The sequence below is a fragment of the Auraticoccus cholistanensis genome (assembly GCF_009742705.1).
Lineage (GTDB): Bacteria > Actinomycetota > Actinomycetes > Propionibacteriales > Propionibacteriaceae > Auraticoccus > Auraticoccus cholistanensis.
This window is the reverse complement of record NZ_WPCU01000005.1, coordinates 349691-375446: the sequence shown is the minus strand read 5'-3', so window position 1 is coordinate 375446 and position 25756 is coordinate 349691. Positions and strand designations below refer to the sequence as shown.

Below are 25756 nucleotides of genomic sequence, written 5' to 3'. Positions count from 1 at the left end.
GCCGCGGAGTACCGTGTCGACATGGACGAGCAGCAGCACGGGCGGGCGTCGGAGGAGGCCGGCCCCAGCCCCCAGGAGCTGGCGGCGCAGGTGTACCGCCTGACCGACGAGGTGGCCGGGCTCCGCCGCCAGGTGGAGCGCCACCCACGCGAGCTCGAGCTGGCCGAGCGGCGGCTCGCGCAGGCCCGCGGCGACGCGGCCGCCCAGGCCCGTCAGAACGAGCGGCTGGTGGCGGCGCTGGGCGACGCCCGCGACAAGCTGGTCGAGCTCCGCTCCGAGCTGGAGGCGCTCGGCGAGCCGCCCAGCTCCTTCGGGCTGGTGCTCGAGGTGGTGTCGGAGGGGGAGCGCACCCTGGTCGACGTCTCCACCTCCGGGCGCCGGCTGCGGGTGGGCGTCAGCCCCGAGGTCGAGCGCGCCGAGCTGGTCCCCGGCCGGGTGGTGCTGCTCAACGAGAGCATGGTGGTCATCGGCACCAGCCACTCCGAGGAGTCCGGTGAGGTGGTCGCCCTCAAGGACGTGATGCCCGACGGGCTGCGGGCGGTGGTGGTGGCCCGTGGCGACGAGGAGGACGTGGTCCTGCTCGGTGCCCGGCTCCGCGACCAGCCGCCCAGCCCCGGCGACTCGCTGCTCGTCGACCGCCGGGCCGGGGTCGCCCTCGAGCGGGTCCCCAAGCTCGACGTGGAGGACCTCGTGCTGGAGGAGGTGCCCGACATCGACTACAGCAGCATCGGCGGGCTCGGGCCGCAGATCGAGCAGATCCGCGACGCCGTGGAGCTGCCGTTCCTGCACCGGCACCTGTTCACCGAGTACGACCTGGAGCCGCCCAAGGGGATCCTGCTCTACGGTCCGCCCGGCTGCGGCAAGACGATGATCGCCAAGGCGGTGGCCAACTCGCTGGCCCGCAAGGTGAAGGAGGCCGCGGCCGAGCGCGGGGAGCAGGTCACCCGGCAGCACTCGTTCTTCCTCAACGTCAAGGGCCCCGAGCTGCTCAACAAGTACGTCGGCGAGACCGAGCGCCACATCCGGCTCATCTTCGCCCGTGCCCGTGAGAAGGCCTCCGACGGCATGCCGGTGGTCATCTTCTTCGACGAGATGGAGTCGCTGTTCCGCACCCGCGGCACGGGGGTCTCCTCCGACGTGGAGAACACCATCGTCCCCCAGCTGCTGAGCGAGATCGACGGCGTGGAGTCGCTGGCCAACGTCATCGTGATCGGCGCCTCCAACCGCGAGGACATGATCGACCCGGCCATCCTGCGTCCCGGCCGGCTCGACGTGAAGATCAAGGTCGAGCGTCCCGACGCCGAGGCCGCGCGCGAGATCTTCGCCAAGTACCTCACCGCCACGCTGCCGCTGCACCCCGACGACCTGGCCGAGTTCGACGGCGACGCCGAGCGCTGCCGCTGGGCCATGATCGACCGCACCGTGGAGCAGATCTACAGCGAGGAGCCCGAGAACGAGTTCCTCGAGGTCACCTACGCCGGCGGCGACAAGGAGGTCCTCTACTTCAAGGACTTCACCTCCGGGGCGATGGTGCAGAACGTGGTCGGACGGGCCAAGAAGCTGGCCATCAAGGAGCAGCTGGCCACCGGCGTCCGCGGCATCCGCATCGGGCACCTGCTGCAGGCCTGCAGCGACGAGTTCGCCGAGAACGAGGACCTGCCCAACACCACCAACCCCGACGACTGGGCCCGCATCTCGGGCAAGAAGGGGGAGCGGATCGTCTACATCCGCACCCTCGTCAACCGCAAGGAGCCCGGTCAGTCCCGCGCCATCGACACCATCAGCAACACCGGCCAGTACCTGTGACCGCTCCCGTGGGGCCGGCAGCCACCCGCCCACCCACGGAGCACGGCACCGGCACCGGGGCGTGCCTCTTCCTCGTCGTCGGCCTGCCCGGCGCCGGCAAGACCACGCTGGCCCGGCGGCTGGCAGAGGAGCACCGCGCCCTGCGGCTGACGCCCGACGCCTGGATGATCCCGCTGTTCGGCGATCCGGAGGCCGGCGGGAAGCGGGACGTGCTGGAGGGGCGGCTGATCGCCCTGGCGCTGGAGGTGCTGCGGCTGGGCACCGACGTGGTGCTCGACTTCGGGCTGTGGGGACGTGACGAGCGCTCGGCGCTGCGGGCGCTGGCTGCCGGGCAGGGCTCCGGCTGCGAGGTCGTCTACCTGCCGGTGAGCCGGGAGGTGCACCTGGAGCGGATCCGGCGACGTCAGGAGCAGACGCCGCAGCTGACCTTCGAGATCACCGAGGCCGACGTCGACCGGTGGCGCGCGCAGCTCCAGCCGCCCGACGAGGCCGAGCTGGCGGGGCTGGCCGTCCCCGCGCCGCCGGCGGGCTGGGCGAGCTGGGCCGACTGGGCCGCGACGCGCTGGCCGTCGTGCGAGCGCTGACCGCTCACCCCAGCCGGTCGTCCACGTAGCACCAGCGCCAGGACTCGCCGGACTCGAAGGAGCGCATCACCGGGTGGCCCGAGCGCTCGTGGTGGGCGGTGGCGTGCCGGCCGGGGGAGGAGTCGCAGCAGCCCACGTTGCCGCAGCCGAGGCAGATGCGCAGGTGCACCGGGGTCGTGCCCTCGCGGACGCAGTCCAGGCAGGTCTCGCCGGACGGCTCGGGGTCGGGACGGCCCTCCGCGGCGCTCAGGTGCTCGCAGCTGTCCCGCAGCGCGGTGTGGGCGACCTCCTCCTGCTCCCGGGAGCTGCCCTCGGTGGCCCGCTCGAACCGGGCGGTCATCACCTGCAGGTTCGCCTCCTCCAGGTCGAGGGCGTCGAGGACCTCCTGCAGCACGGCCGACTCCGCGGTCTGGGAGTCGCGCAGCCGCAGCACCTCGGCCCGCTCCACCGCCAGCATCTCCAGCCGCAGCCGCCGGTAGGTCTCGCCGGGCATGTCCTGGTCGGACCGGCGTCCGGCCCGGACGCTCTCCCACAGCATGTTGACCCGGTGCTCGCTGCGCTGGCGCAGCTCGTCCACCGCGCTGGGGTCGTAGCCGGCCGACCGCTCGGTGCTGCGCCGCTCCAGCTCCGCCAGGCCGGCCCGCGCGGCGTGGGCGGCCACCTCGGCGGCCACCAGCGAGTCGGCGCGGGCGTCGGGGGCCTGCACCCCGGTGCGGCGGGCGAACCAGGGGAGGGTCGCGCCCTGCCCGATCAGCGTCCCCGCCACCACCACCATGGCCGCCAGCACCAGCACCTCCCGGTGCGGGGTGGCGGCCGGCAGCGAGAGCGCCGCGGCCAGGGTGACCACGCCACGCATCCCGGCCCAGGACAGCACGGCCAGCTCGCCGCGTCCCAGCCGCTCGCCGTCGCGGCCCGGGGTGGCGATGAAGCGCGCGGTGAGCACCACCCAGACCGGGCGGGTCAGCACCGCCACCACCAGCACGGCGGCGCACACCCCGACGAGCTGCCACACCGCGAGCTCGGAGCTGCGGACCGCGGCCAGGGTGGGCGCCAGCTGCAGCCCCGCCATCAGGAAGACCGCGTTCTCCAGGAAGTACTGCACCGTGGCCCAGTTGATCCGCTGGCTGAGCCGCGCCGTGGCCGTCTGCTGGACCGGGGCCTTGTGGGCGAGCAGCAGACCGGCCAGCACCACCGCCAGCACGCCCGAGCCGTGCAGCATCTCCGCCGGCAGGAACGCCAGCCAGGGGGTCACCAGGGCGAGCGCGGTGCTGGCCCGCGGGTCGGGGAGCCGGCGGTGCAGCTGGCCGAGCAGCAGCGCGACCGCGATCCCGACCGCCCCGCCGACCAGCACCGACAGCGCGAAGTCGACCCCGACCTCGACCGGGGTCACCACGCCGACGATCGCGGCCGAGGTGGCGCCGAGCAGCACGATGGCGGTGGCGTCGTTGACCAGCGACTCGCCCTCGAGCACCGTCACCAGCCGGCGGGGGAGCCCGATGCGCCGCCCGACCGCGGTGGCGGCCACGGCGTCGGGCGGGGCCACCACGGCGCCCAGCGCGAGCGCGGCGGCCAGCGGGACGGGCAGCAGCCACCAGGTGGTCAGCCCGACGGTGAGCATCGTGAACACCACCAGCCCCACGGACAGGGCCACGATGGCCCGGCTCTCCCGCTTGAAGTCGATCAGCGAGACCTGCACCGCGGCGGCGTACAGCAGCGGCGGCAGCAGCCCCACCAGGATGAGGTCGGGGTCGAAGGGCTCGTCGGGGGTGAAGGGCAGGAAGGAGGCCGCCAGGCCCACCACGGTGAGGACCAGCGGCGACGGCAGCCCGAAGCGTCGCGACAGCGAGGCGACCAGGATCACCGTCATCGCCAGCGCGAGCAGCGACAGCTCCAGCTCGTGTCCGTGCACGGCCCCTCCTCAGCGTCCCCGGGCGCGGCTGCGCCCGACCAGCACGACGACCGCCCGCCACCCGAGCAGCAGCACCGCCAGGGTCAGCAGGGTGACCAGCACGAACGGGAGCCGGGCGGTGTCCTCGGTCAGCAGCACCCGCAGCCACAGCCCGCCCGCCGCGGTGACCAGCCACACCACCAGCCCCGAGGGCAGCAGCCGTGGCGCCCGCCACAGCCGCACCAGCGCCCAGCCCACCAGCAGGGCGAGCAGGAACGGCCACGCGGTCGCGGCCACGTCGGCGGCGGCGATCCCGCCGTCGTGGGTTCGCACCCCCGCCAGCACGAACAGCACCACCGCGGCCAGGTCGGCCACCACCACGGGCAGGAGTCTCACGCCCGAACCCTACGCACCAGCCACCACCCCCGCCGCCCCCTGCCCACGTGTATCTCGACGCGGTCACGCCCGGCGGGTCGCGGCGTGTCGCGGTGTCGCCAGCCGACGGCGTACAGGCTCCCAGTGAGGGGCCGGGTGGCCGCGTAGCATCGCCGCCATGGCCAGCCCCAGCGAGCGGAACCCCGACCCCCACCGCCCGAGGGTGATGGGGCTGGAGACCGAGTACGGCATCCTGCTCGCCGGCGGCGGCCCGCTGACCGAGCTGCAGGAGCGGCTCGACGAGCTGCACCCCATGCACCTGTCCAACGCCGTCGTCCGCGCCTACGGCCAGCTCGTCGCACAGCGCCCCACCGGCTGGGACTACGAGACCGAGTCGCCGCTGGCCGACCAGCGGGGCTTCGAGCTGGCCCGCAGCGACGCGCTCGCCGAGCAGCTGACCGACGTGGAGTCCGGCCTGGCCAACCTGGTGCTGACCAACGGGGCACGGCTCTACGTCGACCACGCCCACCCCGAGTACGCCACCCCGGAGGTCACCACGGCCCGCGACGCGGTGCTGTGGGACCGGGCCGGGGACCAGGCGATGGTGCTCGCCTCCCGGGCCGCCTCGGAGGTGCTCGGGCGCGAGATCCGGCTCTACCGCAACAACACCGACGGCAAGGGCGCCTCCTACGGCAGCCACGAGAACTACCTGCTGCACCGCTCCACCCCCTTCTCCCGGGTGGTCGTGCAGTTCACCCCCTTCCTGGTGTCCCGCTCGGTGGTGGTGGGCGCCGGCCGGGTGGGCATCGGGCAGAGCAGCGAGCTGGCCGGCTTCCAGCTCAGCCAGCGCGCCGACTTCTTCGAGACCGAGGTCGGCCTGGAGACGACGGTGAACCGGCCGATCATCAACACCCGCGACGAGCCCCACGCCGACGCCCGCACCTCGCGCCGGCTGCACGTCATCACCGGCGACGCCAGCTCCTCGGAGTACGCCGGATGGCTGAAGGTGGGCACCGCCGCGCTGGTGCTGGCGCTGGTCGAGGCCGGCACCTGGCCCGACCCACCCCGGCTGCTGGACCCGGTGCGGGCCATGCACGAGATCAGCCACGACCCGACGCTGCGGGCCACGGTCGAGCTGGACGACGGCCGCCGGCTCAGCGGGCTCGACCTGCAGCAGCTGGTGCTGGACGCCGTCCGCACCCACCTGGCGCGGGCCGAGGAGGACCCCGGCGCCGAGGCGGCGGAGCTGCTCACCGGCTGGCAGCAGGTGCTCGACGACCTGCGCACCGACCCCGCCCGCTGCGCCGACCGGCTGGACTGGGTGGCCAAGCAGCACCTGCTGGAGCGCTACCGCGAACGCGACGGCCTGGCCTGGGACGCCCCCAAGCTGGCCCTGGTCGACCTGCAGTACGCCGACATCGACCCCCGGCGGAGCCTGCACGCCGCGCTGGTGGCCCGCGGCCGGATGCGCCGGCTGGTGGGTGAGGCCGAGGTCGAGCACGCCCGCACCTCCCCGCCGACCGACACCCGGGCCTGGTTCCGCGGCCAGTGCATGCGCCGCTTCGCCGACCAGGTGGTGGCGGCCTCCTGGGACTCGGTGATCTTCCAGCTCGACCGGGAGCGGTCCTGGATCCGGCTGCCGATGCCGGACCCGCTGCGCGGCACCCGGGCCCACGTCGGGGAGCTCTTCGACCGCGCCGCCGACGCCGGCGAGCTGCTGGCGCTGCTGGGGTCCTGAGCGTCCGCGCCGCGCGGCGTGACCGGCGCCGCGGGACGTCGCCGGCCAGCACTAGGCTGGGCCCTGCCTAGGCGAAGGGAGTTAGCCATGTCCGAGCAGACCCACGGGTCCAGCCGACGCGACGACGAGCCGGAGGACGTCACCCCGGCCCGCGCGCAGCAGCAGTCCGGAGACGTCGACGACCTGCTGGACGAGATCGACTCGGTGCTGGAGTCCAACGCCGAGGAGTTCGTGCGCTCCTTCGTGCAGAAGGGGGGCCAGTGAGCACCTCCGGAGCCGGGTCCTTCGGGGCCGGACTGCCGCCGGCCTTCCTCCGCGCCGGGTCGTCGTCGTTCAGCGAGTTCCTGTCCGCCGTCGCGCCCGAGCTGGCCCCGGCCAGCCGGACGACGGTGACCGACGCCACCGAGCTCAGCCCCCACGGCACCACGATCGTCGCCTGCACCTTCCCCGGCGGCGTCATGGTGGCCGGTGACCGGCGGGCGACGATGGGCCACATGATCGCCCAGCGCGACATCCAGAAGGTGTACGCCGCCGACGAGTTCTCCCTGATCGGCATCGCCGGCGCCGCCGGGATCGCGGTCGAGATGGTGCGGCTGTTCCAGACCGAGCTCGAGCACTACGAGAAGATCGAGGGCGCGCCGCTCTCCCTCGACGGCAAGGCCAACCGGCTGGCGGCGATGATCCGGCAGAACCTGGGGCTGGCGATGCAGGGCCTGGCCGTGCTGCCGCTGTTCGCCGGCTGGGACCCGGCGCAGGGGCAGGGACGGATCTTCTCCTACGACGCCACCGGCGGCCGCTACGAGGAGACCGCCTTCCACTCGGTGGGTTCGGGCTCGGTGTTCGCCCGCGGGTCGCTGAAGAAGCTGTACTCGCCCGGCATGGACGCCCACAGCTGCGCCACCGCGGTGGTCCAGGCGCTCTACGACGCCGCCGACGACGACTCGGCCACCGGCGGCCCCGACCTGACCCGGCGCATCTTCCCGATCGTCATGCAGGCCACCGAGGAGGGGGTCAGCCGGCTCAGCGAGGCCGAGACGAGCCTGATCGCCGCCGAGGTGGTGCAGGCCCGGATGGAACGTCCCGACGGACCGGCAGCGGGGGTGATCTGATGAGCTCGCCGTTCTACGTCGCGCCCGAGCAGCAGATGAAGGACCGGGCCGACTTCGCCCGCAAGGGCATCGCGCGGGGACGCTCGGTCGTGGTGCTGCGCTACGCCGACGGCATCTGCTTCGTGGCCGAGAACCGCTCGCAGGCGCTGCACAAGGTCAGCGAGATCCACGACCGCATCGGCTTCGCCGCGGTGGGCCGCTACAACGAGTTCGAGAACCTGCGCATCGCCGGCATCCGGCACGCCGACATGCGCGGCTACGCCTACGACCGGGCCGACGTGACCGGCCGCGGGCTGGCCAACGCCTACGCCCAGCTGCTGGGGACGATCTTCTCCAGCGCGGGCGAGAAGCCCTACGAGGTGGAGCTGGTGGTGGCCGAGCTGGGCGCCACGCCCGGCGAGGACCAGATCTACCGGCTGACCTACGACGGCTCCGTCGGCGACGAGCAGCACCTGGCGGTGATGGGCGGCTCGGCCGACGTGATCACCGAGGTCGTGGCGGCCGCCCACGCCGACGACCTGCCGCTGGAGGACGCCGTCCGGCTGGCCGTGCGCGGGCTGGCCTCCGACGCCGGGCCCGGGCAGCCGCCGCGGACGATCGGCGCCGAGGCCCTCGAGGTCGCGGTGCTGGACCGCAGCCGCAGCCGGACCCGCAAGTTCCGTCGCCTGCCCGCCGGCGTGCTCCAGCCGATGCTGGCTGGGCCGGGCCAGCCGGGGTGAGCCGGGCGCTGGCCAGGGCCGCGGCGGTGCCGCAGCCGGTGGTGGTGGTCGGCGCGGGGATGGTGGGCTCCTCGGTGGGGTGCGCGCTGACCGAGGCCGGTTTCCGCGTCCACCTCGAGGACGCCGTCCCCACGCACGCGCAGGTGGCCGCCTCGCTGGGCGCGGGGGTCGCCGAGCCGGCCGACCCCGACGCCGTCGGGCTGGTCGTGGTGGCGGTGCCGCCGCGGCTGCTGGCCGACGTGGTCGCCGACGCGCTGCAGCGCTTCCCGCGGGCGGTCGTCACCGACGTCGGCTCGGTGAAGTCGCGCCCGCTGGCCGAGCTGGAGCGCCGCGGCGTCGACCTCGGCCGCTACGTCGGGTCGCACCCGATGGCCGGCTCGCACCGCGCCGGGCCCGTCGCCGCCGACCCGTTCCTCTTCCTCGACCGCACCTGGGTGGTGTGCGAGCACCCCTCGGCCCGGCCGGAGGCGGTGGCCGCGGTCGAGGCCCTGGTGCAGGCCTGCCGGGCCCGCCTGGTGCGGATGGACCCGGTCGAGCACGACGCCGCGGTGGCGCGGGTGTCCCACCTGCCCCACCTGGTGTCCTCGCTGGTGGCCGGCGGGCTGACCGACCTGCCGCCCGAGCACCTGGCGCTGGCCGGTCAGGGCGTGCGCGACGTGACCCGGATCGCCGGCGGCGACCCGCGGCTGTGGGAGCAGATCGTGGGCATGAACGCCGACGTGATCAGCGTCGAGCTGCAGTCGCTGCAGCGCCGCCTCGAGCGGCTCCGGGAGGCCGTCGAGTCGGGGCCGGAGGCCCTGGTGGCCTGGCTCGAGCAGGGCCGGGAGGGCACCCGGCGGATCCCGGGCAAGCACGGCGGCGCGCACACCGAGTGGTCGCGGCTGGTGGTGGAGATCCCCGACGCCCCCAACGCGCTGGGCCGGCTGTTCACCGACATCGGCGACGCCGGTCTCAACGTCGAGGACATCACCATCGAGCACGACCCGACCCGCAGGGTGGGCTACCTGTCTCTCGACGTCGAGGCCGAGGTGCAGCCCACCCTCGCCGCCCTGCTGAGCGACGCCGGCTGGTCGGTGGAACCGGCCACCGACTAGACCGGCCGCGTCCCGCGGAGGAGCTCAGACCCGGCCGCCGGCGACGATCCCGGGGCGCCCCGACTCCACCACCATGGTCTCCCGGGTGCTGACCGGCGAGCCGGGACGGGTGACGTACTCCAGCACCCGGTAGTCGACCTCGAGGGTCTCCCGGCTGACCCGGACCCGCTGGTAGCCCCGCTGGTCGTTGGCGAACTTGATGTGGGGGTTCTCCGCCAGCCACGTCCGGGTCAGCGCGGACTGGTCGCCGCCGTCGCCGCCGGAGCTGACCGAGGTGCCCAGGAACTCGGTGCCGATCGTGGGCGAGGACTGGTCGGCGAAGTCGAGCTTGAGCTCGGCGGAGGCGTTGCGGTGGGCGTCCCCGGTGACCACCACGAGGTTCTCCACGCCGGCCTCGTGGACCTGGTCGTAGAGGCTCTGCCGCGCTCCGGCGTAGCCGCCCCAGTTGTCCTGGCTGTAGGCCACCCCGGGGCCGGCCACCCGGTCGGCCTCGAAGGAGATGCCCTGGTTGCCCACGACCTTCCACCGGGCGGCGCCGGGGTCGGCGAGGCCGTCGACCAGCCAGCGCTCCTGCGCCTCGCCCAGCATGGTGCGTCCGGGGTCGCGGCGGGCCTCGCAGTCGCCGACGCAGTCCTCGAGCTGGTCGTCGCGGTACTGGCGGGTGTCGATCATCGAGAAGTCCAGCAGCCGGCCGTAGCGGACGCGGCGGTAGAGCCGCATGTCAGGGCCGTCGGGCAGCTGGGCGCGCCGGTAGGGCATGTTCTCGTACATGGCCTTGAAGGCGGCCGCCCGGCGCTGCCGGAAGACCGCCGGGTCCTGGTCGGGCTCGGTGTCGACCTGGGAGATGTCGCCGGCCCAGTTGTTCTCGACCTCGTGGTCGTCGGGGACGCTGATCATGGCGTGGGCGGCGTGCAGCGCCTGCAGGTCGGGGTCGGTCTTGTACTGGCTGTGCCGCACCCGGTAGTCCGCCAGCCCGAAGGTCTCCGAGGCCGGGGCGTGGGCACGGCCCAGGGCGCCGCCGCCGCCGCCCTCGTAGATGTAGTCGCCCAGGTGCAGCACGACGTCCAGGTCGTCCTGGGCCATGTGCCGCAGCGCGGTGAAGTACCCGGCCGGGTAGTTCTGGCAGGAGGTGAAGGCGAAGGCGAGCGCGGCCGGGTCGGCGTCGTAGCCCGGCGCGGTGCGGGTGTGACCCACCGGGGAGAGCTGGCGGCCGGCGCGGAAGCGGAACCAGTAGTCGCGCCCGGGACGCAGCCCGTCGACCTCGACGTGCACCGAGTGCGCCCACGAGGGGGCGGCGACGGTGCTGCCGCGACGGACGACACGGCGGAAGGCGTCGTCCTCGGCCACCTCCCAGCGGACCGGGTAGCGGCGCGCCGCCATGCCGCCGAGGCCGTCGGGGGCCAGCGGCGAGCGGCACAGCCGCGTCCACAGCACCACCGAGTCCGGCAGCGGGTCGCCGGAGGCGACGCCGAGGGTGAACAGGTCGGTCTCGCTGCTCTCGTCGGCCAGGGACGGCAGGGTCGCGGTCGAGGTGAGGGCCAGCCCGCCGGCCAGACCGGCTCCGATCAGCTGGCGTCGGTTCAGGTTCGTGCTCATGGGATCTCCTGGGGTAGGGGTGGCACCCATGCCCTCAGGTCGCGGTGCACGGACCGTGACGCGAGCCCCACGCGTCGGCGGCGGTTCGGCGACGCCGCGGTGTCAGCGCCCGCCGGCGTCAGGAGGTGTGACGCAGCAGGGCGTCCACCACGGTCGGCCAGGTGACGCGCGGCAGACCCTGGCCGGTCCCGGGCAGGGTGAGCAGGGTGGCACCGGGGATCTCCGAGGCCAGCGCCACCGCGTTGCCGTGCGGGAAGAACGGGTCCTCGTCGCCGTGCACCACCAGGGTCGGCGCGGTGATGCCACCGAGGCGCTCACGCCACCGGGGGCGGCAGTCGAGGGCGGCGAACACCGTGCCCAGGTGGCTGGCGCGCTGCGCCGACGCCGTCGGCCGGCTCCGGTCGAAGACGGCACCGGCGGCCGCCCGGACGTCCCGCTCGTCGAAGCCCCGCGGACCCGCCAGCGTTCTTGCCGCGGCGGTCACGTGCTCCACCACGCTGTCCCGGTCGGTCCAGTCCGGCTGCGGACGGCCGAGCAGCTCCGCCAGCTGCGGCGCGTGGCCGGGCAGGTCGGGGTCGACGGGGCCGGGGGCGACGGGGCGGGTGGAGACCAGGGTCAGCGACGCGACCTGGTCGGGGTGGTCGAGGGCGAGCAGCTGGGCGACGAAGCCACCGACGCCCATCCCCACCACGTGCGCTCGTCGCAGCCCCAGGGCGGTCAGCAGCTGCGACGCGTCGCCCACCAGGTCGCGCAGGTCGTACGCGGGCGCGTCGGGGTCCACGACGGTGGAGCGGCCGGTGTCGCGCTGGTCGTAGCGCACGACGTGGCGTCCGGACAGCGCCGTGCACAGCTCGTCGGGCCAGCTCATCATCGTGGTGCCGATCAGCAGCACGGGCGGGTCCGCCGGGTCGCCGAAGGTCTCCACGCAGAGCTCGACGCCGTTCACCGCGACCTGCCTGCCCCGCTCCGTCATGACCGCTCCTCCTGAGATCCCGTGGGTGGGGGTCCGCCGGCTCTGCGGACCTGCCGTCTCAGACCCGGCAGGTGGTCGCGACTCATCGCGGGGACCGGGCGGGAGCAGCTCCACGCGACGGCGCCGGGGCTCGCATTCTCCCCGCCTGCGGGTCGCCGTCTAGGCTGGTCGGTCGTGAACACCGAGAGAACCCGGNNNNGGGGCTGGACTTCCTGGACACCGGCGCGATGTACCGGGCCTGCGCCTGGCAGGCGGCCCGCGACGGCGCCGAGACCCCGGAGCAGATCGCCGCGGTGGTCACCGGCGCCGACCTGCGGGTCAGCACCGACCCCGACGACCCGCGGATCAGCATCAACGGCACCGACGTCACGCAGGCGATCCGCGAGCCGGAGGTGTCGGCCTCGGTCAGCCGGGTGGCGACCGTGCCGGAGGTCCGCGTCGACCTGGTGCTGCGCCAGCAGCAGATCATCGCCGAGTCGCGCCGGGGCATCGTCGCCGAGGGCCGTGACATCACCACCGTGGTCGCCCCGCACGCCCCCGTGCGGGTGCTGCTGGTGGCCGACCCCGCGGCGCGGGTGGCCCGCCGGCAGGCCGAGCTGGGGGAGCGGGTCGACACCGAGCAGGTCACCGACCAGGTGCTCCGCCGCGACCGCGACGACTCCACCGTCGCGGCCTTCACCGAGGCCGCCGACGGCGTGACCCTCGTCGACTCCACCCACCTGAGCCTGGACGAGGTCATCGACACGATCGTGGCCCTGGCCGAGGAGGTCGCACGATGAGCGAGCACGAGCAGCAGGAGCAGGGCACCACCACCGTGCGTCCGGTGGTGGCCGTGGTCGGACGCCCCAACGTGGGCAAGTCGACCCTGGTCAACCGGATCATCGGCCGCCGCGCCGCGGTGGTGCAGGACGTCCCCGGGGTGACCCGGGACCGGGTGTCCTACGACGCCCGCTGGAACGGCCGCGAGTTCGTGGTGGTGGACACCGGCGGCTGGGCGCCCGACGCCCAGGGCATGGCCGCCCAGATCGCGGAGCAGGCCGAGCTGGCCATCGCCGCCGCCGACGCCGTGCTGCTCGTGGTGGACGCCACCGTGGGCGTGCAGGACGTCGACGAGGCGGTGGTGCGGGTGCTGCGCCGCAGCCGCAAGCCGGTGGTGCTGGCGGCGAACAAGGTCGACGACCAGCGCACCGAGGCCGAGGCGGCCTCGATGTGGAACCTCGGGCTGGGCCAGCCCTACCCGGTGTCGGCGCTGCACGGGCGGGGCAGCGGCGACCTGCTGGACGCCGTGCTGGAGGCGCTGCCCGAGGCGCCGCGGGAGGCCGAGGAGGTGCCCCGCGGCCCGCGCCGGGTGGCCATCGTCGGCAAGCCCAACGTGGGCAAGTCCAGCCTGCTCAACAAGCTGTCGGGCCAGCAGCGGGCGGTGGTCGACGACGCCTCGGGCACCACGGTGGACCCCGTGGACGAGCTGGTGGAGATCGGCGGCACCACCTACCAGTTCATCGACACCGCCGGCATCCGGCGGCGGGTGAAGGAGGCCTCGGGGCACGAGTACTACGCCAGCCTGCGCACCCAGGGCGCGATCGAGCGGGCCGAGGTCTGCATCGTGGTGATCGACGCCAGCGCGCCGGTCACCGAGCAGGACCTGCGGATCCTGACCATGGTCGAGGAGGCCGGCCGGGCGCTGGTGGTCGCCTTCAACAAGTGGGACCTGACCGACGACGAGCGCCGCTTCTACCTCAACCGCGAGATCGAGCGCGACATGGTGCAGTTCGGCTGGGCCGGGCACGTCAACATGTCGGCCCTGACCGGACGCCACGTCGACCGGCTGGGAGTGGCCATCGAGGGCGCGCTCGCCGCCTGGGAGACCCGGGTCCCCACCGGCAAGCTCAACGCCTTCCTCGGTCGCGTGGTGGCGGCCCACCCGCACCCGGTCCGCAGCGGCAAGCAGCCCCGCATCCTGTTCGGCACCCAGGCCCAGGCCGGTCCGCCGACGTTCGTGCTCTTCACCTCCGGCCAGATCGAGCCGCAGTACGTCCGCTTCGTCGAGCGCCGGCTGCGCGAGGACTTCGACTTCCAGGGCACCCCGATCCACCTCGAGGTCCGCGCCCGGGAGAAGCGCAAGGAGCGCAGCTAGGCCACGTGATCGGTGGCGCCGCCCGGCTCGTGGTGTCGATTGGTGGCCCGGGCGGCACCTGCGGTAGTGTTTCGGACGCTCCGCCGGTGATGCGGAGGAGCGGGCGGGCTGTGGCGCAGCTTGGTAGCGCACTTGACTGGGGGTCAAGGGGTCGCAGGTTCGAATCCTGTCAGCCCGACGTCAAGGCCCTGGTGGGGTTCTCACCAGGGCCTTCGTCGTGCTCGGGACGTTCCCCGGGGTCGGTGGCCGGGGCGACACGTCGACGTCGGTGAGCTGGTCGAGCACCGGCCGCGCGCCGCCGACTGCGGCTCAACGCTGCGCGTCGTGCCAGCGGTCCATCAGCCGGGGCAGCTCCTCACGCAGGAACGCGAAGAAGCGTCGGGTCTCCTCGAACCGCCTGCCGGCCTCGGTGTCCGTGCCCAGCAGCCGCACCCCGGCCTCCGACGCCTCCTGCCAGCGGGCCAGGGTGGCGTCGTTGCCGGCGACGGCGCGGAACCAGGCGTCCTCCTGGACCCGGTAGTAGTCGCGCCGGTCGCCGGGCTCGCGCTCCCGGGTGACGAGGCCCAGCTGCAGGAGGGGCTTGATGCCGCCGGAGATGGCCGGCGCGCCGACGCCGAGAGCCTGGGAGAGCTCGGCGGCCGTGCTCCGGCCACCCTCGGCGGCCATCAGACGGGCGAACACCCGCGACATCATGCGCGGCCACCCGGCCAGCGTCAGCGCTTCGGCGTACCGCTCGACGAAGGCCGCCAGCTCCTCGGCATCCGGCATCGATGTTCACCTTTCACAAAATTCGTGAACCATATGTATCCTGTGGTCGTGGAGAGTGTTCTCGCGATGTCGTCGGTCGTCAAGTCGTTCGGCCGCACCCGTGCCCTCGACGGCCTCGACCTCCAGATCGAGCAGGGCACCGTGCACGGCTTCCTCGGGCCCAACGGCGCGGGCAAGACCACCGCCATCCGGATCCTCCTCGGCCTCCTGCGCGCCGACGGCGGACGCTGCGAGGTGCTGGGGCTGGACCCGTGGGAGGACGCGACCCGGCTGCACCGGAAGCTGGCCTACGTGCCCGGCGACGTGGCCCTGTGGCCGAACCTCACCGGCGGGGAGATCATCGACCTGATGGGCCGGTTCCGAGGCGGCTTCGACCCGGCCCGCCGGGATGCGCTGGTCGAGCGGTTCGAGCTCGACCCGAGCAAGAAGGCACGGACGTACTCGAAGGGGAACCGGCAGAAGGTCGGCCTGATCGCGGCCCTGGCCGCCGATGCCGAGCTGCTGGTCCTGGACGAGCCGACGTCCGGTCTGGATCCGCTCATGGAGGCGGTGTTCAAGCAGACGATCGCCGAGGTGAAGCGAGACGGACGGTCGGTGCTGCTGTCCAGCCACATCCTCTCCGAGGTCGAGGAGCTGTGCGACCGCGTCAGCATCATCCGTGCGGGGAGGGTCGTCGAGTCCGGCTCGCTGGGCGAGCTGCGCCACCTCACCGCGACGTCGGTCACCGCGACCCTCACCACGGTCCCGCCCCATCTGGCCCAGCTGCCCGGGGTCACCTCCGTCGAGGTCGACGGCCACCGGGTCCGGCTACGCGTCGACTCGTTCGACGCCGTGCTCGGTGAGCTCGAACGAGGCGGGATCCAGGCACTCACGGTCGCGCCCCCGACCCTGGAAGAGCTGTTCATGCGCTTCTACGACACGACACCCGCCGCAGCGGAGAACGGTCGTTGACGATGGACGTCCTGGCCGGTTGTGCACCGTTCGTCCGCCTCGTCCTGCGCCGCGACCGCCTGCGCCTGGCGCTCTGGCACGGCATCGCCGTCCTGCTGGCGGTCGGGATCGCCGCCTCCATCGGCGCGACGTATCCCACCGAGGCCGCACGGGCCGGATACGCCGAGCAGATCAACAGCTCCCCGGCCGAGCTCTTCATGATCGGCCGCATCGACGCCGACACCGTCCCGGGACTGGCCGCGTGGCGGGTGCAGGGCTTCATCGTGCTCCTCCTCGGCATCGCCAGCGCGTCCACCGTGGTCCGGCACACCAGGGCTGCCGAGGAGGACGGCTACCGGGAGTTCATGGGCAGCGCCGTCGTCGGACGCCTCACCCCGCTGACCGGCTCCGCGATCGTCGCCGTCGGCGCGAACCTGGTCACCGGCGCCGCCATCGCGGTCGGCTGCACCGCGTTGGGTTTTCCTCCCGCCGGCTCGTCCTGGATGGGCGCGCAGCTCTTCGCGGCCGGTGCGTTCATGACCGGGGTAGCGGCGGTCACCGCGATGCTCGCTGCCACCTCGCGAGGCGCGACCGGACTCGCGGTCGTCGTCATGGCCGCCTGCTACGTGGTCCGCGGCACCGCAGACGCCGCCCGGCTGCCAGGACTCGCGTGGGCCAGCCCCTACGGCTGGCTGAGCTCGGTCGAGCCCTACGCGGCCGACGACGGCCGCCCCCTCCTCCCGGCCCTCGCCCTCACCGCGGGCCTGCTCGCCGCCGCGGCGCGGCTCGCCGTCCGCGACGTGGGCGCCGGACTGCTCCCCGGGCGGAGCGGCAGACCCCGCGCGCGACGGGGCCTGCATGGCCCCGTCAGCCTCGCCCTCCGCCTGGAGCTCGGCACGTCGGCGGCCTGGTCGCTCGCGCTGCTCGCCTTCGGAGCGCTGGTCGCCACCCTCGCCGACAGCACCGCGCGGCAGCTCCGGGACAGCGGCGCCCTCAGCGGGCTCGCGGACGGGCCCGACCCGGCGCTCGGGTTCATCGCCCTGGTCGTCTACGTCTTCGCCCAGGTGGCGACCGTCTTCGGCATCCAGGCGGTGCTGCGGCTGCGTGGTGAGGAGACCAGCGGCCGGGCCGAGAACGTCCTCACCGCACCCGTGTCCCGCATCCGGTGGGCGGCTGGATCGGTCGTGACCGCCCTGGCAGGCACCGCCGTCAACCAGCTCGCCTTCGGCCTGGGTCTGGGTCTCGGCTACGCCGCGATGACGGGGGACCCGGGCGGCCTGCTCCTCATGGTCGCCGCCACCCTCGTCGAGCTCCCCGCCATCTGGGTGCTGACCGCGATCGCGGTGCTGCTCCACGGCTGGGCGCCGAGGGTCGCAGCCCCGGTCAGCTACACCGTCCTCGGGGTCCTGCTCCTGCTCGAGCTCCTCGTCGAGCTCGGCCACCTCGACGGGGAGGTGCTGCGGATCTCGCCCTACACCCAGGTCCCGCAGCTGCTCACCGGGACTCCCGAGCTCGCCCCCGTCCTCGTCGTCACCGCACTGGCCGCCGCGCTCACCGTCGGCGGCGCACTCGGGCTGCAGCGCCGCGACCTGACCCGGACCTGACAGCCACGGCCCGGCTGAGGAGGACGTCGACCGGCGCGTGCCCGAGCGTGACGCCGGCAGCGGTCCGCGCCGACCCCGGCGTCGGGTCGCGCGGCTGGCCCGCCAGGATGGGATGACAGCCTGAGGAAGGAGCGGCAGCGGTGAGCAGCGTCCCGTCCGTCCCGACGCTGCCCGGGGTGGTCTTCGAGCACGCCCCCACGGCGGTCGTGACGGTGGTGAACCGGGTGGAGCGACCGCGCGAGGTCCTGTACGGCGACGCCCGAGGGCAGATCGGCAACGGTGACCGCACCAGCTGGGGCTTCGCCGCGGTGCGGCTGGACCGCCGGCTGCCCCACCTCGTGCTCGAGAACCGCCGCGGCGGCGGGATCATCTCCACCGACGCCTCCGAGGGGGTGGCCCGCGGCCAGCGGCTCCGGCTCGGGCAGCCCTTCGACGCCACGTTCGCCCTGCACTGCCCGCAGGGGTACGAGCACGACGCCCGGCAGCTGCTCACCCCCGACGTGGTGGCCGTCGTGCTCGAGTACGGCTGGTCCTTCGACCTGGAGGTCGTCGACGACTGGCTGCTGGTGCACGTGCGCCGTCCCGTCTCGGCGCTGGACCCGGCGACCCGGCAGCGGCTCACCACGCTGGTCGGGCTGCTCGGCGGCACGGTGGGCTCCTGGGCGCGGTGGTGCGACCCGCGCCAGCCCGGCTCGCCCGACCTCGCCGCGGAGGGCCGACGGCTGCGGCCGGTGTCCAGCTGGCGGTGGCTGCTCCGTCTGGGCGTCGTCGCGGGGGCGATGCTGTCCCTCGGGGTGCTGTGGGAGGTGCTGACCTGAGCCGGTGCGGCACCATGCTCGACGAGGCGAGCAGGGGATCCCCGGCGGCGGGGTGAGGACGTGGAGGACGAGATGACCGGAACGGGGAGGCCCGAGCCGTCCACCGCTGGTGACGCCCCGACGCCCACCGCCGCGCAGCAGCGGCTGCTGGAGGTGGGCTCCGCGCTCTGGCGGCGGATGGTGCCCGAGGACGCACCGCTGGGGTACCGGCTGCTGCCAGAGGACGGCGCGGTGACGGTGTCCCACCTGGTCCGGGGCGGCGGCACCCTCTACGTGGCCGCGGACGGGTCGGTGCTGTTCGCCGCCTCCTCCGTGCCGCCGCACCAGGCGCTGGAGACCTTCCGCTCCGGCCGGCGCTCCGACACCACGCGGCTCCGATCCGCCGACGGCTGACCGCGGCCCTCCTATCCTGCTGCCATGGCGATCATCCACCAGGCCTCGATCACCCCGACGAAGCAGGAGCTGCTCGAGACCGTCCTCGGCGGCCCCGTCGAGATCCTGGGGAGCTACCGCTTCGACGACCCCGCCGGCGAGGTGGGTGTCGAGGCGTTCGTCGTCCGGGCCGGCGGGCGGCTGCGGCACACCGTCTTCAGCTACCGCGGCGCCCCGCTGGACGACCCGGCCGCGCAGCTCGTCGCCACGATGGAGCACTCCGCACTCGGGCGGCGGTGGGTGTACGACGGCACCACCGACCCGGTCGCCCTCGACTGCTTCCGCCGCGCCCTCCTCGGTGAGCAGGAGCAGGCGGTCCTGGAGCTGTGGGCCGACGGGGAACGCGTCGGCACCCGCGAGCCGACGGTCGCGCTGACCGTCGCCGCCGGTGAGGGAACGGCCGAGGCTGCCGACCGGAGCACCGTGCGGGTGTCCGACGAGCTCGGCCCGGCGGCGGGCCGGGGACCGGCGCTGGTCGCCACCTGGGACGGTGGGCAGGCGGTCGTGGCGGAGCTGGGGCCGGCTCCGCGGTAGCCGCCGGCGTGCCGCCCGGCGCGAGGTCGGCCGCAGGTCGTCGTCCCGCCGCCGGACGTTCGCCCGGGTGTCGCCGGGCTGACCCCTGGCAGGGGCAGGGTGTGGGCGTCCCCGCCCGCCGACCGGCAAGGCTCGCCATGCACCCCACATCCCCTGACCCCTCGCTCGACCGCCGACGGTTCCTGTCCGCGGCCGGCGTCGGCCTCGCGGCCGCCACCCTGGCCCCGGCCGCGAGCGCGCACGCGACGGTCGCCGCCGACCCCTTCAGGCTCGGCGTGGCCTCCGGCGACGCCGACGACACCTCGGTGGTGCTGTGGACCCGGCTGGCACCGGACCCCACCGACCGCGCGACCTCGTTCGGCATGGACCCGCACCAGGAGGTGACGGTCACGCTGCGCGTCGCCACCTCGGCGGACCGGCTGGCCGACGAGCGCCGCTGCGTCTTCGTCGGTTCCTACGCCGCGGTGAGGGCCGACGCGTTCTCGGTGCACGCGCTGGTGACCGGGCTCCGGCCGCGGACCCGCTACCACTACCAGTTCCTCGTCGGGGACCACCGCAGCCCGGTGGGGGAGACCCGCACCCTGCCGACCGCCGGCACCTCGACCCCCGTGCGGTTCGCGGTGATCAACTGCCAGAACCTGGCCGGGGTGGACAACGAGCTGCACTTCAACGGGATCTCGGACCTCGTCGCCTCGCACGACGTCGACTTCGTGGTCTACCTGGGCGACTACATCTACGAGTTCGGCCGGGCCGCGCACCTGCCGCCGGCCCCGGTGGACGACCTCGGCGGCTACCGCACCCGCTACGGGCAGTACAAGAGCCGCGAGAGCCTGCGCGAGCTGCACCGCCGCTTCCCCGTCTACGCGGTGCCCGACGACCACGAGTTCTTCAACGACGTCCGCGGCGGGAACCTGGGCGCCCGGCCGCCGCGGTGGAACGCCGCCCTGCGCGCCTACTGGGAGAACCTGCCGCTGCGGGGACGCCCCGAGCCCGACGCGGGCGGACGGCTGCGGCTGCCGCTGCACCGGCGCGTGCGGTGGGGCGACGCCCTCGACCTCTTCCTCACCGACATGCGCCAGTTCGTCGGCCGCGACACCCTCCTCGGCGACGCCCAGGAGGCCGAGCTGCTGGACTTCGTCACCACCAGCACCGCCCGCTTCACCGCCATCGGGACGCAGACCCCGATCAGCAGCTTCGCCGGCTTCGGCAGCCTGTGGAAGGACCACGCCGGCACCCGCGGCCGGCTGACCGAGGCGCTGCTGGCCCGCAAGCAGGCCGACCCGCGCACCTTCAACCCGCTGGTGCTCTCGGGCGACATCCACTGCGCCATGGTCACCCACGTCCAGCGGGACCCCGACGACGTCAGCTCGACGCCGGTGGCCACCGAGTTCGTCAACGCGGCCATGACCAGCGGCAGCGCCAACAACTGGGAGGCCGTCCGCGTGGCCGGGCAGGGTGGACCCGGGTTCCTGGCGGCGTACGGGTACGGCGAGGGAGCGGGCTGGGCGCAGTACAACGGGCTCAGCATCCACACCGTCACCGCGGGCAGCTGGACCACCACCTACCGGCTGGGCAACGAGATCACCCGGCCGGACGGGCGGATCACGCTGTCCCCGACGTGGTCGCTGCGCTACGGCGCGGAGGTGGGGTCGGTCAGCTCCCGCGGCTGACCCGCGGCGGCCCCGGCCGTCCCCGCCCGTCCCGGCACCCCGGCGGGGCGGCTGCCCAGGTGAACAGCAGGTGAACTACGTTGCTGCCATGGGCACCGTCGCCTCCACCCCCGTCCGACGCGTCCGGCACCGCAGCTCGTCCGCCGTCGCGCTGCTGTACCTGCTGCCGGCGCTGCTCGTCTTCGCCGCCTTCTTCTTCCTCCCGCTCGGCCGATCCATCTACCTCTCGTTCCAGCGCAGCGACCTGTTCGGCCGGCCCAACGGGTTCGTCGGGCTGCGCAACTACGAGCTGCTGGTGACCAGCGGCGAGTTCGGCCGCATCCTGCTCACCACGTTCGCGTTCGTGCTGCTCACCGTGGTCCCCAGCATGCTGATCGGGCTGGTGCTGGCGCTGCTGCTGTCGGAGCGCATCCGCTTCGTCCGCTTCTTCCGGACCGCGTTCGCGCTGCCGTTCGCCTACTCGGTGGCCACCGCCGCGGTGCTGTTCGGGGTCATGATGAACCCGGCCACCGGGGCCTTCAACGGGCTGCTGTCGCTGGTGGGGCTGGGCCCGGTCGGCTGGCTCACCCAGCCGCCGTGGGCGCTGCTGTCGGTGGCGCTGACCTCGGTGTGGATGCAGGTGGGCTACAACCTGCTCGTGCTCTCGGCCGGGCTGGGGGCCGTCCCCGACGACGTCCTCGAGGCCGCCCGGCTCGACGGCGCGACCGGCTGGCGGCTGCAGACCCGGATCGTGATGCCGCTGATCAGCCCGCAGCTGTTCTTCCTGGCCGTCACCGGCACCATCCAGGCGCTGCAGAGCTTCGGGCAGATCCACATCCTCACCCGCGGCGGCCCGGACCGCTCCACCACGACGCTGGTCTACTCGATCTACGACGTGGCCTTCGCCAACAACAACTCCAACTTCGGCGCCGGGTCGGCGCAGGCGATCGTCCTGCTGCTGGTGGTGCTGGTGATCACCGGGTTCCAGTTCGGGGTCCTCGAGCGGAAGGTCCACTACAGCTGATGACCACCACCGCCACCGTCGCACCGCCGACCTCCACCGACGACCCGTCGCCGCAGCGCCGCACCCGTCGGCGGACGCCGTCGGCCCTGGGCACCTACCTCGGCCTGGGGGTGCTGTTCGTGGTGCTGCTCTTCCCGGTCTACTTCGGGCTGGTGGGCTCCTTCATGGGCTCGGCGGACCTGACCTCCTTCCCGCCGAAGCTGTTCCCGGTCTCGGGGCTGCACCCGGAGAACTACGCCAACGCCCTCGAGGTGATCCCGCTGGGACGGCAGTACCTGAACTCGTTCGTGGTGGCCGCGCTGGTCGTCGCCGGTCAGCTCGTCACCAGCGTGTGCGCCGCCTACGCGCTGGTGTTCCTGCCGCTGCGGGCCCGCACCTTCTGGTTCTTCCTGCTGCTCAGCACGATGATGATCCCCTGGGAGGCGATCATCATCCCCAACTACCTGGCGATGGCCGAGCTCGGGCTGGTGAACACCATCGCGGCGCTGGCGCTGCCGTACCTGGCCGCGGGCTTCGGCGTCTTCCTGATGCGCCAGGCCTTCCTCACCTTCCCGATGGAGCTGCGCGACGCCGCCCGGGTGGACGGGGTCAGCACCTTCGGCTTCCTGTGGCGGATCCTGGCCCCGCTGACCCGCCCCTCGATCGCCGCGCTGGGGGTGTGGGCGTTCCTCTCGGCGTGGAACATGTACTTCTGGCCGCTGCTGATCACCCAGGCACCGGAGAACCAGACCATCCAGATCGGCATCACCCAGCTGCAGTCGGTGGACGCCAACGACCCCGGCATGGTGCTCGCCGGGGTGGCGCTGGCGCTGCTCCCGACGCTGCTGCTGGTGCTGTTCGGGCAGCGGTTCATCGTCCGCGGGCTCACGGCGGGAGCAGGGCGGTGAACCGGCTCAGCCGGACGGCCGCGGCGGCGCTCGCCGCCGTGCTCGCCGTGGTGCTGGCGCTGTCGGGCTGCGGCGGCGGACGCCCGGAGGGCAGCACCGCCGTCCCCGCGGCCGACGCCCTGGAGACCACCCAGGGGCTGACCGAGATCACCTTCTGGCACTCGATGGACGCGACCAACGGGATCGCGCTGCAGAAGCTGGTCGACCAGTTCAACGCCGAGCACGCCGGCCGCATCCACGTGACCGCGGTCTTCCAGGGCACCTACGACGACGCCATCACCAAGTACAAGGCGTCGGTGCAGTCCGACACCACCCCGTCGCTGGTGCAGGTGTACGACATCGGCACCCAGTTCATGATCGACTCCGGGCAGGTGGTGCCGATCGCCGACTTCGCCGAGCGGGACGGCTACGACCTCGACCAGATCCAGCCCAACATCGCCGGCTACTACTCGGTGGCCAGACGGCAGTGGTCGATGCCGCTCAACTCCTCCGTCCCGCTGCTGTACTACAACAAGGACGCGTTCCGGGCCGCCGGCCTGGACCCGGACGACCCGCCCGGGAACCTGGCCGAGATCCGCGCCGCGGCCGAGCGGCTGAGCGCCTCGCGCGGCGGCCCGGTGCAGTACGGCTTCGGGGCGGCCATCTACGGGTGGCTGCTGGAGCAGTTCGCCTCCACCTCCCAGCAGCTGTGGTGCGACGCCGAGAACGGGCGCAACGGCGAGCGGGTCACCCAGGCGCTGCTCGACCAGCCCACCGTCGTGGAGACCGTCGGCTGGTGGCAGCAGATGACCGCCGACGGTCTGGCGGTGAACACCGGACGGGTCACCAAGGACGCCCAGGACGCCTTCAAGGCCGGCCAGACCGCCATCACGCTGGAGTCCACCGGGGCGCTGAAGTCCTTCGCCACCGCCGCCGAGGGCAAGTTCGAGCTGGGCGTCGCGCCGTACCCGGTGGTGTCGGGGGAGCTCGCCCCGGGCGCCGGTCCCTCGATCGGCGGGGCCAGCCTGTGGATCTCCGGTCTCGGGCACACCGAGGCCGAGAAGGAGGCCTCCTGGCAGCTCGTGCAGTTCCTCGCCAGCCCCGAGAGCCAGGCGCAGTGGCACATCGAGACCGGGTACTTCCCGATCAACACCGCCGCCCTCGAGCTGCCCCAGGAGAAGGAGTACCTGGCCGCGAACCCCAGCTTCACCGTGGCCATCGAGTCGCTGCGGCGCACCGAGCTGTCGCCGACCTCAACCGGCTGCGCCGCCGGGTCGATGCCGCAGATACGCAAGGCCAGCGAGGACGGGCTGGAGCGTGCCCTCATCGGCGGGGACCCGCAGGAGTCGATGACCAAGGCCCGGCAGAACGTCGGACTGACCATCGAGAACTACAACCAGGCGGTGCAGTAGCCGGCGGGCTGGTCCACCGGTCCGGGTGCCTTGACGGGGGAGCCCGGACCGGGCGATGCTGTCCTCCCCCGAGCAACGCCTCGCGGTCGAGCTGACGTGGGTGGGGTCGTCCCGCCCGCTGCTCCCGGAGGTACCTCGTGCCCGCCCCGTCCCTGCTCGCCCACCGCGACTTCCGTCTCCTGCTGCTCGGCCAGACCACCAGCCAGCTCGGCGCCCAGGTCAGCGGCGTGGCCGTGCCGCTGCTGGCCGTCCTGACCCTGCACGCCTCGCCCTGGCAGCTGGGGCTGGTCACCGCCTCCTCGACGCTGGCCTTCGCCCTGGTCGGGCTGCCGGCCGGCGCCTGGCTCGACCGGCTGCGCAGACGACCCGTCCTGGTCGCCAGCGACCTGGCTCGGGCCGCGCTGCTGGCCACCATCCCGGTCGCCGCCGCGCTGGGGCTGCTCAGCATCACCCAGCTCGTGGTGGTGTCGCTGCTGACCGGGTTCGCCCGGGTCTTCTTCGACGTCGGCTACCAGAGCTACACCCCCACGGTCGTCGGCCGGAACCGGCTGCTGGCCGGCAACTCCTCGCTGGAGACGGTGCGGGCCTCGGGCGAGCTGGTGGGTCCCGCCCTCGGGGGCTGGCTGGTCGGCGTCTGGGGCGCCTCCCAGGTCGTCCTGGTGCAGGTCGGCACCTTCCTGGTCTCCGCGGCGTCGCTGCTGGCCATCCGCACCGTCGAACCGGCGCCGGCGGCACCCGCCACCGGACGCGTGCGGCTGCGGGCGCAGGTCGGCGAGGGCCTCGCCTTCGTCGTGCGCAACCCGGTGCTGCGGGCGACCGCCGCGACCAGCGCGACCAGCAACGTCGCCTTCGCGATCGCCTCCGCGGTGACGTTCATCTTCTGGGTGCGGACCCTCGGTCTCGGCCCCACCACGGTCGGGCTGCTCCTCGCCGCGGGGTCGGTGGCCGCGATGGCGGCGGCCGCGCTCACCCCGCGGCTGTCGCGGCGGCTCGGATCGGCGCGCACCATCTGGCTGTCCCTGGCCCTGACCGGACCGGTCAACCTGCTCACCCCGCTGGCACAGCCGGGGTGGCTCGCCGTGCTCGCCGTGGTGGGCTCGGCGGTGGGTGGTGCGGGCCAGCTGGTCTACGCCATCACCAGCGCCAGCCTCCGCCAGCAGCTGTGCCCCGACGAGCTGCTCAGCCGCGTGACGGCCAGCACGCGCTTCCTCGTCATGGGCGGCTTTCCCCTCGGCGCCCTGCTCGGGGGTGTGCTCGGCGAGGTCCTCGGTCTACGTGCCACGCTCGTGGTCTCGGGTGCCCTGCTGACGCTGGCTGCCGTCCCGCTGCACCTGGCGCTGCGCGGCACCCGTGAGGTGGACGACCTCGCGCCGTGGACGTCGGGCCGGTCGTTACCGCTCTCCCGGCCGCCGGCGCTCCGCCGGTCGGGGGTGGGAGGCGGTCAGGACCGGGCGTGCTCGCCGGCTCCGCGGTCCGACCGGGCGCGCTGCAGCAGCAGCGCGAGGCCGCCGGTGGCCAGACCCCACAGGGCGTTGACGGCCAGCACGGGGACGACCGCGACCGGGTTGGCCAGCGGTCCCTGCAGCTGCCCGGTCAGCACGGGGGAGAGGACGCCGCTGAGCAGGATCGACAGCACCGCGTAGGTCAGCCCGACGCAGACCAGCGTCAGCACGGGTCGGGCCACCCGACCCAGCCCGACGGCG

Annotated in this window: 24 protein-coding genes and 1 tRNA gene; 20 read left to right on the top strand and 5 right to left on the bottom strand. The window is 73.7% G+C overall.

Annotated elements, in window-relative coordinates:
- Nucleotides 1-21 precede the first annotated feature (21 nt).
- The gene (gene arc, locus GC722_RS07665; RefSeq protein WP_156609402.1) at nucleotides 22-1806 is read left to right on the top strand and encodes a proteasome ATPase; all 1785 of its coding nucleotides are present in this window, start codon (nucleotides 22-24) and stop codon (nucleotides 1804-1806) included.
- 8 nt (nucleotides 1807-1814) lie between these two features.
- Nucleotides 1815-2390, top strand: a complete 576-nt coding sequence (locus GC722_RS07660) for an AAA family ATPase (protein WP_331714513.1) — start codon at nucleotides 1815-1817, stop codon at nucleotides 2388-2390.
- A 4-nt stretch (nucleotides 2391-2394) separates the two neighbouring features.
- Here GC722_RS07660 and GC722_RS07655 read toward each other — a convergent pair whose 3' ends face one another.
- Complete coding sequence (locus tag GC722_RS07655; RefSeq protein WP_331714512.1) at nucleotides 2395-4299, bottom strand: Na+/H+ antiporter; 1905 nt, start codon at nucleotides 4297-4299, stop codon at nucleotides 2395-2397.
- Nucleotides 4300-4308: 9 nt separating this feature from the next.
- The gene (locus GC722_RS07650) at nucleotides 4309-4674 is read right to left on the bottom strand and encodes a DUF3054 domain-containing protein (protein WP_197429897.1); all 366 of its coding nucleotides are present in this window, start codon (nucleotides 4672-4674) and stop codon (nucleotides 4309-4311) included.
- Between the two features lie 157 nt (nucleotides 4675-4831).
- Here GC722_RS07650 and dop point away from each other — a divergent pair, with 157 nt between their 5' ends.
- The 5 genes from dop (at nucleotide 4832) to GC722_RS07625 (ending at nucleotide 9313) form a co-directional block, all read left to right on the top strand.
- Entirely contained in the window at nucleotides 4832-6391 is a 1560-nt protein-coding gene (dop, locus tag GC722_RS07645; RefSeq protein WP_156609400.1) for a depupylase/deamidase Dop, read from the top strand.
- Nucleotides 6392-6478: 87 nt separating this feature from the next.
- Nucleotides 6479-6655, top strand: a complete 177-nt coding sequence (locus tag GC722_RS19480) for a ubiquitin-like protein Pup (RefSeq protein ID WP_156609399.1) — start codon at nucleotides 6479-6481, stop codon at nucleotides 6653-6655.
- A complete protein-coding gene (prcB, locus tag GC722_RS07635; RefSeq protein ID WP_331714511.1) occupies nucleotides 6652-7500 on the top strand; it encodes a proteasome subunit beta in 849 nt (282 codons plus the stop codon). Before GC722_RS19480 ends, prcB begins: the two co-directional genes overlap by 4 nt.
- Nucleotides 7500-8219, top strand: coding sequence for a proteasome subunit alpha (gene prcA, locus GC722_RS07630; RefSeq protein WP_156609398.1), 720 nt, complete (start codon nucleotides 7500-7502; stop codon nucleotides 8217-8219). Before prcB ends, prcA begins: the two co-directional genes overlap by 1 nt.
- Nucleotides 8216-9313 carry a prephenate dehydrogenase gene (locus GC722_RS07625; protein ID WP_331714510.1) on the top strand — a complete coding sequence of 366 codons (1098 nt, stop codon included), beginning with the start codon at nucleotides 8216-8218 and terminating at the stop codon, nucleotides 9311-9313. Before prcA ends, GC722_RS07625 begins: the two co-directional genes overlap by 4 nt.
- A 24-nt stretch (nucleotides 9314-9337) precedes the next feature.
- On the opposite strand, the gene GC722_RS07620 is transcribed toward GC722_RS07625, so the two are convergent.
- A complete protein-coding gene (locus tag GC722_RS07620) occupies nucleotides 9338-10909 on the bottom strand; it encodes an alkaline phosphatase D family protein (protein ID WP_156609397.1) in 1572 nt (523 codons plus the stop codon).
- Between the two features lie 118 nt (nucleotides 10910-11027).
- Nucleotides 11028-11882 (bottom strand): alpha/beta fold hydrolase, encoded by an 855-nt coding sequence (locus tag GC722_RS07615; protein WP_156609396.1) that lies wholly within the window; start codon nucleotides 11880-11882, stop codon nucleotides 11028-11030.
- 134 nt (nucleotides 11883-12016) lie between these two features.
- Between GC722_RS07615 and GC722_RS07610 the strand changes: the two genes are divergently transcribed.
- The 3 genes from GC722_RS07610 (at nucleotide 12017) to GC722_RS07600 (ending at nucleotide 14194) form a co-directional block, all read left to right on the top strand.
- Nucleotides 12017-12661: a (d)CMP kinase gene (locus GC722_RS07610; protein WP_408609306.1), complete on the top strand. Its 645-nt coding sequence runs from the start codon at nucleotides 12017-12019 to the stop codon at nucleotides 12659-12661.
- Nucleotides 12658-14016, top strand: coding sequence for a ribosome biogenesis GTPase Der (gene der, locus GC722_RS07605; protein WP_156609394.1), 1359 nt, complete (start codon nucleotides 12658-12660; stop codon nucleotides 14014-14016). Before GC722_RS07610 ends, der begins: the two co-directional genes overlap by 4 nt.
- A gap of 104 nt (nucleotides 14017-14120) precedes the next feature.
- Nucleotides 14121-14194, top strand: a tRNA-Pro gene (locus GC722_RS07600).
- A 131-nt stretch (nucleotides 14195-14325) separates the two neighbouring features.
- Here the strand turns inward: GC722_RS07600 and GC722_RS07595 are convergent.
- Nucleotides 14326-14784 (bottom strand): GbsR/MarR family transcriptional regulator, encoded by a 459-nt coding sequence (locus tag GC722_RS07595; RefSeq protein WP_156609393.1) that lies wholly within the window; start codon nucleotides 14782-14784, stop codon nucleotides 14326-14328.
- A gap of 48 nt (nucleotides 14785-14832) precedes the next feature.
- On the opposite strand from GC722_RS07595, the gene GC722_RS07590 reads away from it, so the two are divergent.
- From GC722_RS07590 to GC722_RS07545, 10 genes are all read left to right on the top strand, one after another.
- A complete protein-coding gene (locus GC722_RS07590; protein ID WP_197429895.1) occupies nucleotides 14833-15735 on the top strand; it encodes an ABC transporter ATP-binding protein in 903 nt (300 codons plus the stop codon).
- On the top strand, nucleotides 15732-17318 hold the full coding sequence (locus GC722_RS07585; RefSeq protein ID WP_156609391.1) for an ABC transporter permease: 1587 nt from the start codon (nucleotides 15732-15734) through the stop codon (nucleotides 17316-17318). The genes GC722_RS07590 and GC722_RS07585 overlap by 4 nt, the downstream gene beginning before the upstream one ends.
- 140 nt (nucleotides 17319-17458) lie before the next feature.
- Nucleotides 17459-18136, top strand: a complete 678-nt coding sequence (locus GC722_RS07580; protein ID WP_156609390.1) for a hypothetical protein — start codon at nucleotides 17459-17461, stop codon at nucleotides 18134-18136.
- Nucleotides 18137-18208: 72 nt separating this feature from the next.
- Entirely contained in the window at nucleotides 18209-18529 is a 321-nt protein-coding gene (locus tag GC722_RS07575; protein WP_156609389.1) for a hypothetical protein, read from the top strand.
- A 24-nt stretch (nucleotides 18530-18553) separates the two neighbouring features.
- A complete protein-coding gene (locus GC722_RS07570; protein WP_156609388.1) occupies nucleotides 18554-19102 on the top strand; it encodes a maltokinase N-terminal cap-like domain-containing protein in 549 nt (182 codons plus the stop codon).
- Nucleotides 19103-19239: 137 nt separating this feature from the next.
- Nucleotides 19240-20772, top strand: coding sequence for an alkaline phosphatase D family protein (locus tag GC722_RS07565; protein WP_156609387.1), 1533 nt, complete (start codon nucleotides 19240-19242; stop codon nucleotides 20770-20772).
- Between the two features lie 88 nt (nucleotides 20773-20860).
- The gene (locus GC722_RS07560) at nucleotides 20861-21775 is read left to right on the top strand and encodes a carbohydrate ABC transporter permease (RefSeq protein WP_156609386.1); all 915 of its coding nucleotides are present in this window, start codon (nucleotides 20861-20863) and stop codon (nucleotides 21773-21775) included.
- Nucleotides 21775-22662 (top strand): carbohydrate ABC transporter permease, encoded by an 888-nt coding sequence (locus tag GC722_RS07555; protein ID WP_156609385.1) that lies wholly within the window; start codon nucleotides 21775-21777, stop codon nucleotides 22660-22662. The genes GC722_RS07560 and GC722_RS07555 overlap by 1 nt, the downstream gene beginning before the upstream one ends.
- Nucleotides 22659-24053 carry an ABC transporter substrate-binding protein gene (locus GC722_RS07550; RefSeq protein WP_331714508.1) on the top strand — a complete coding sequence of 465 codons (1395 nt, stop codon included), beginning with the start codon at nucleotides 22659-22661 and terminating at the stop codon, nucleotides 24051-24053. Before GC722_RS07555 ends, GC722_RS07550 begins: the two co-directional genes overlap by 4 nt.
- A gap of 137 nt (nucleotides 24054-24190) precedes the next feature.
- On the top strand, nucleotides 24191-25696 hold the full coding sequence (locus GC722_RS07545) for an MFS transporter (protein WP_331714507.1): 1506 nt from the start codon (nucleotides 24191-24193) through the stop codon (nucleotides 25694-25696).
- The last annotated feature ends 60 nt before the right edge of the window (nucleotides 25697-25756 follow it).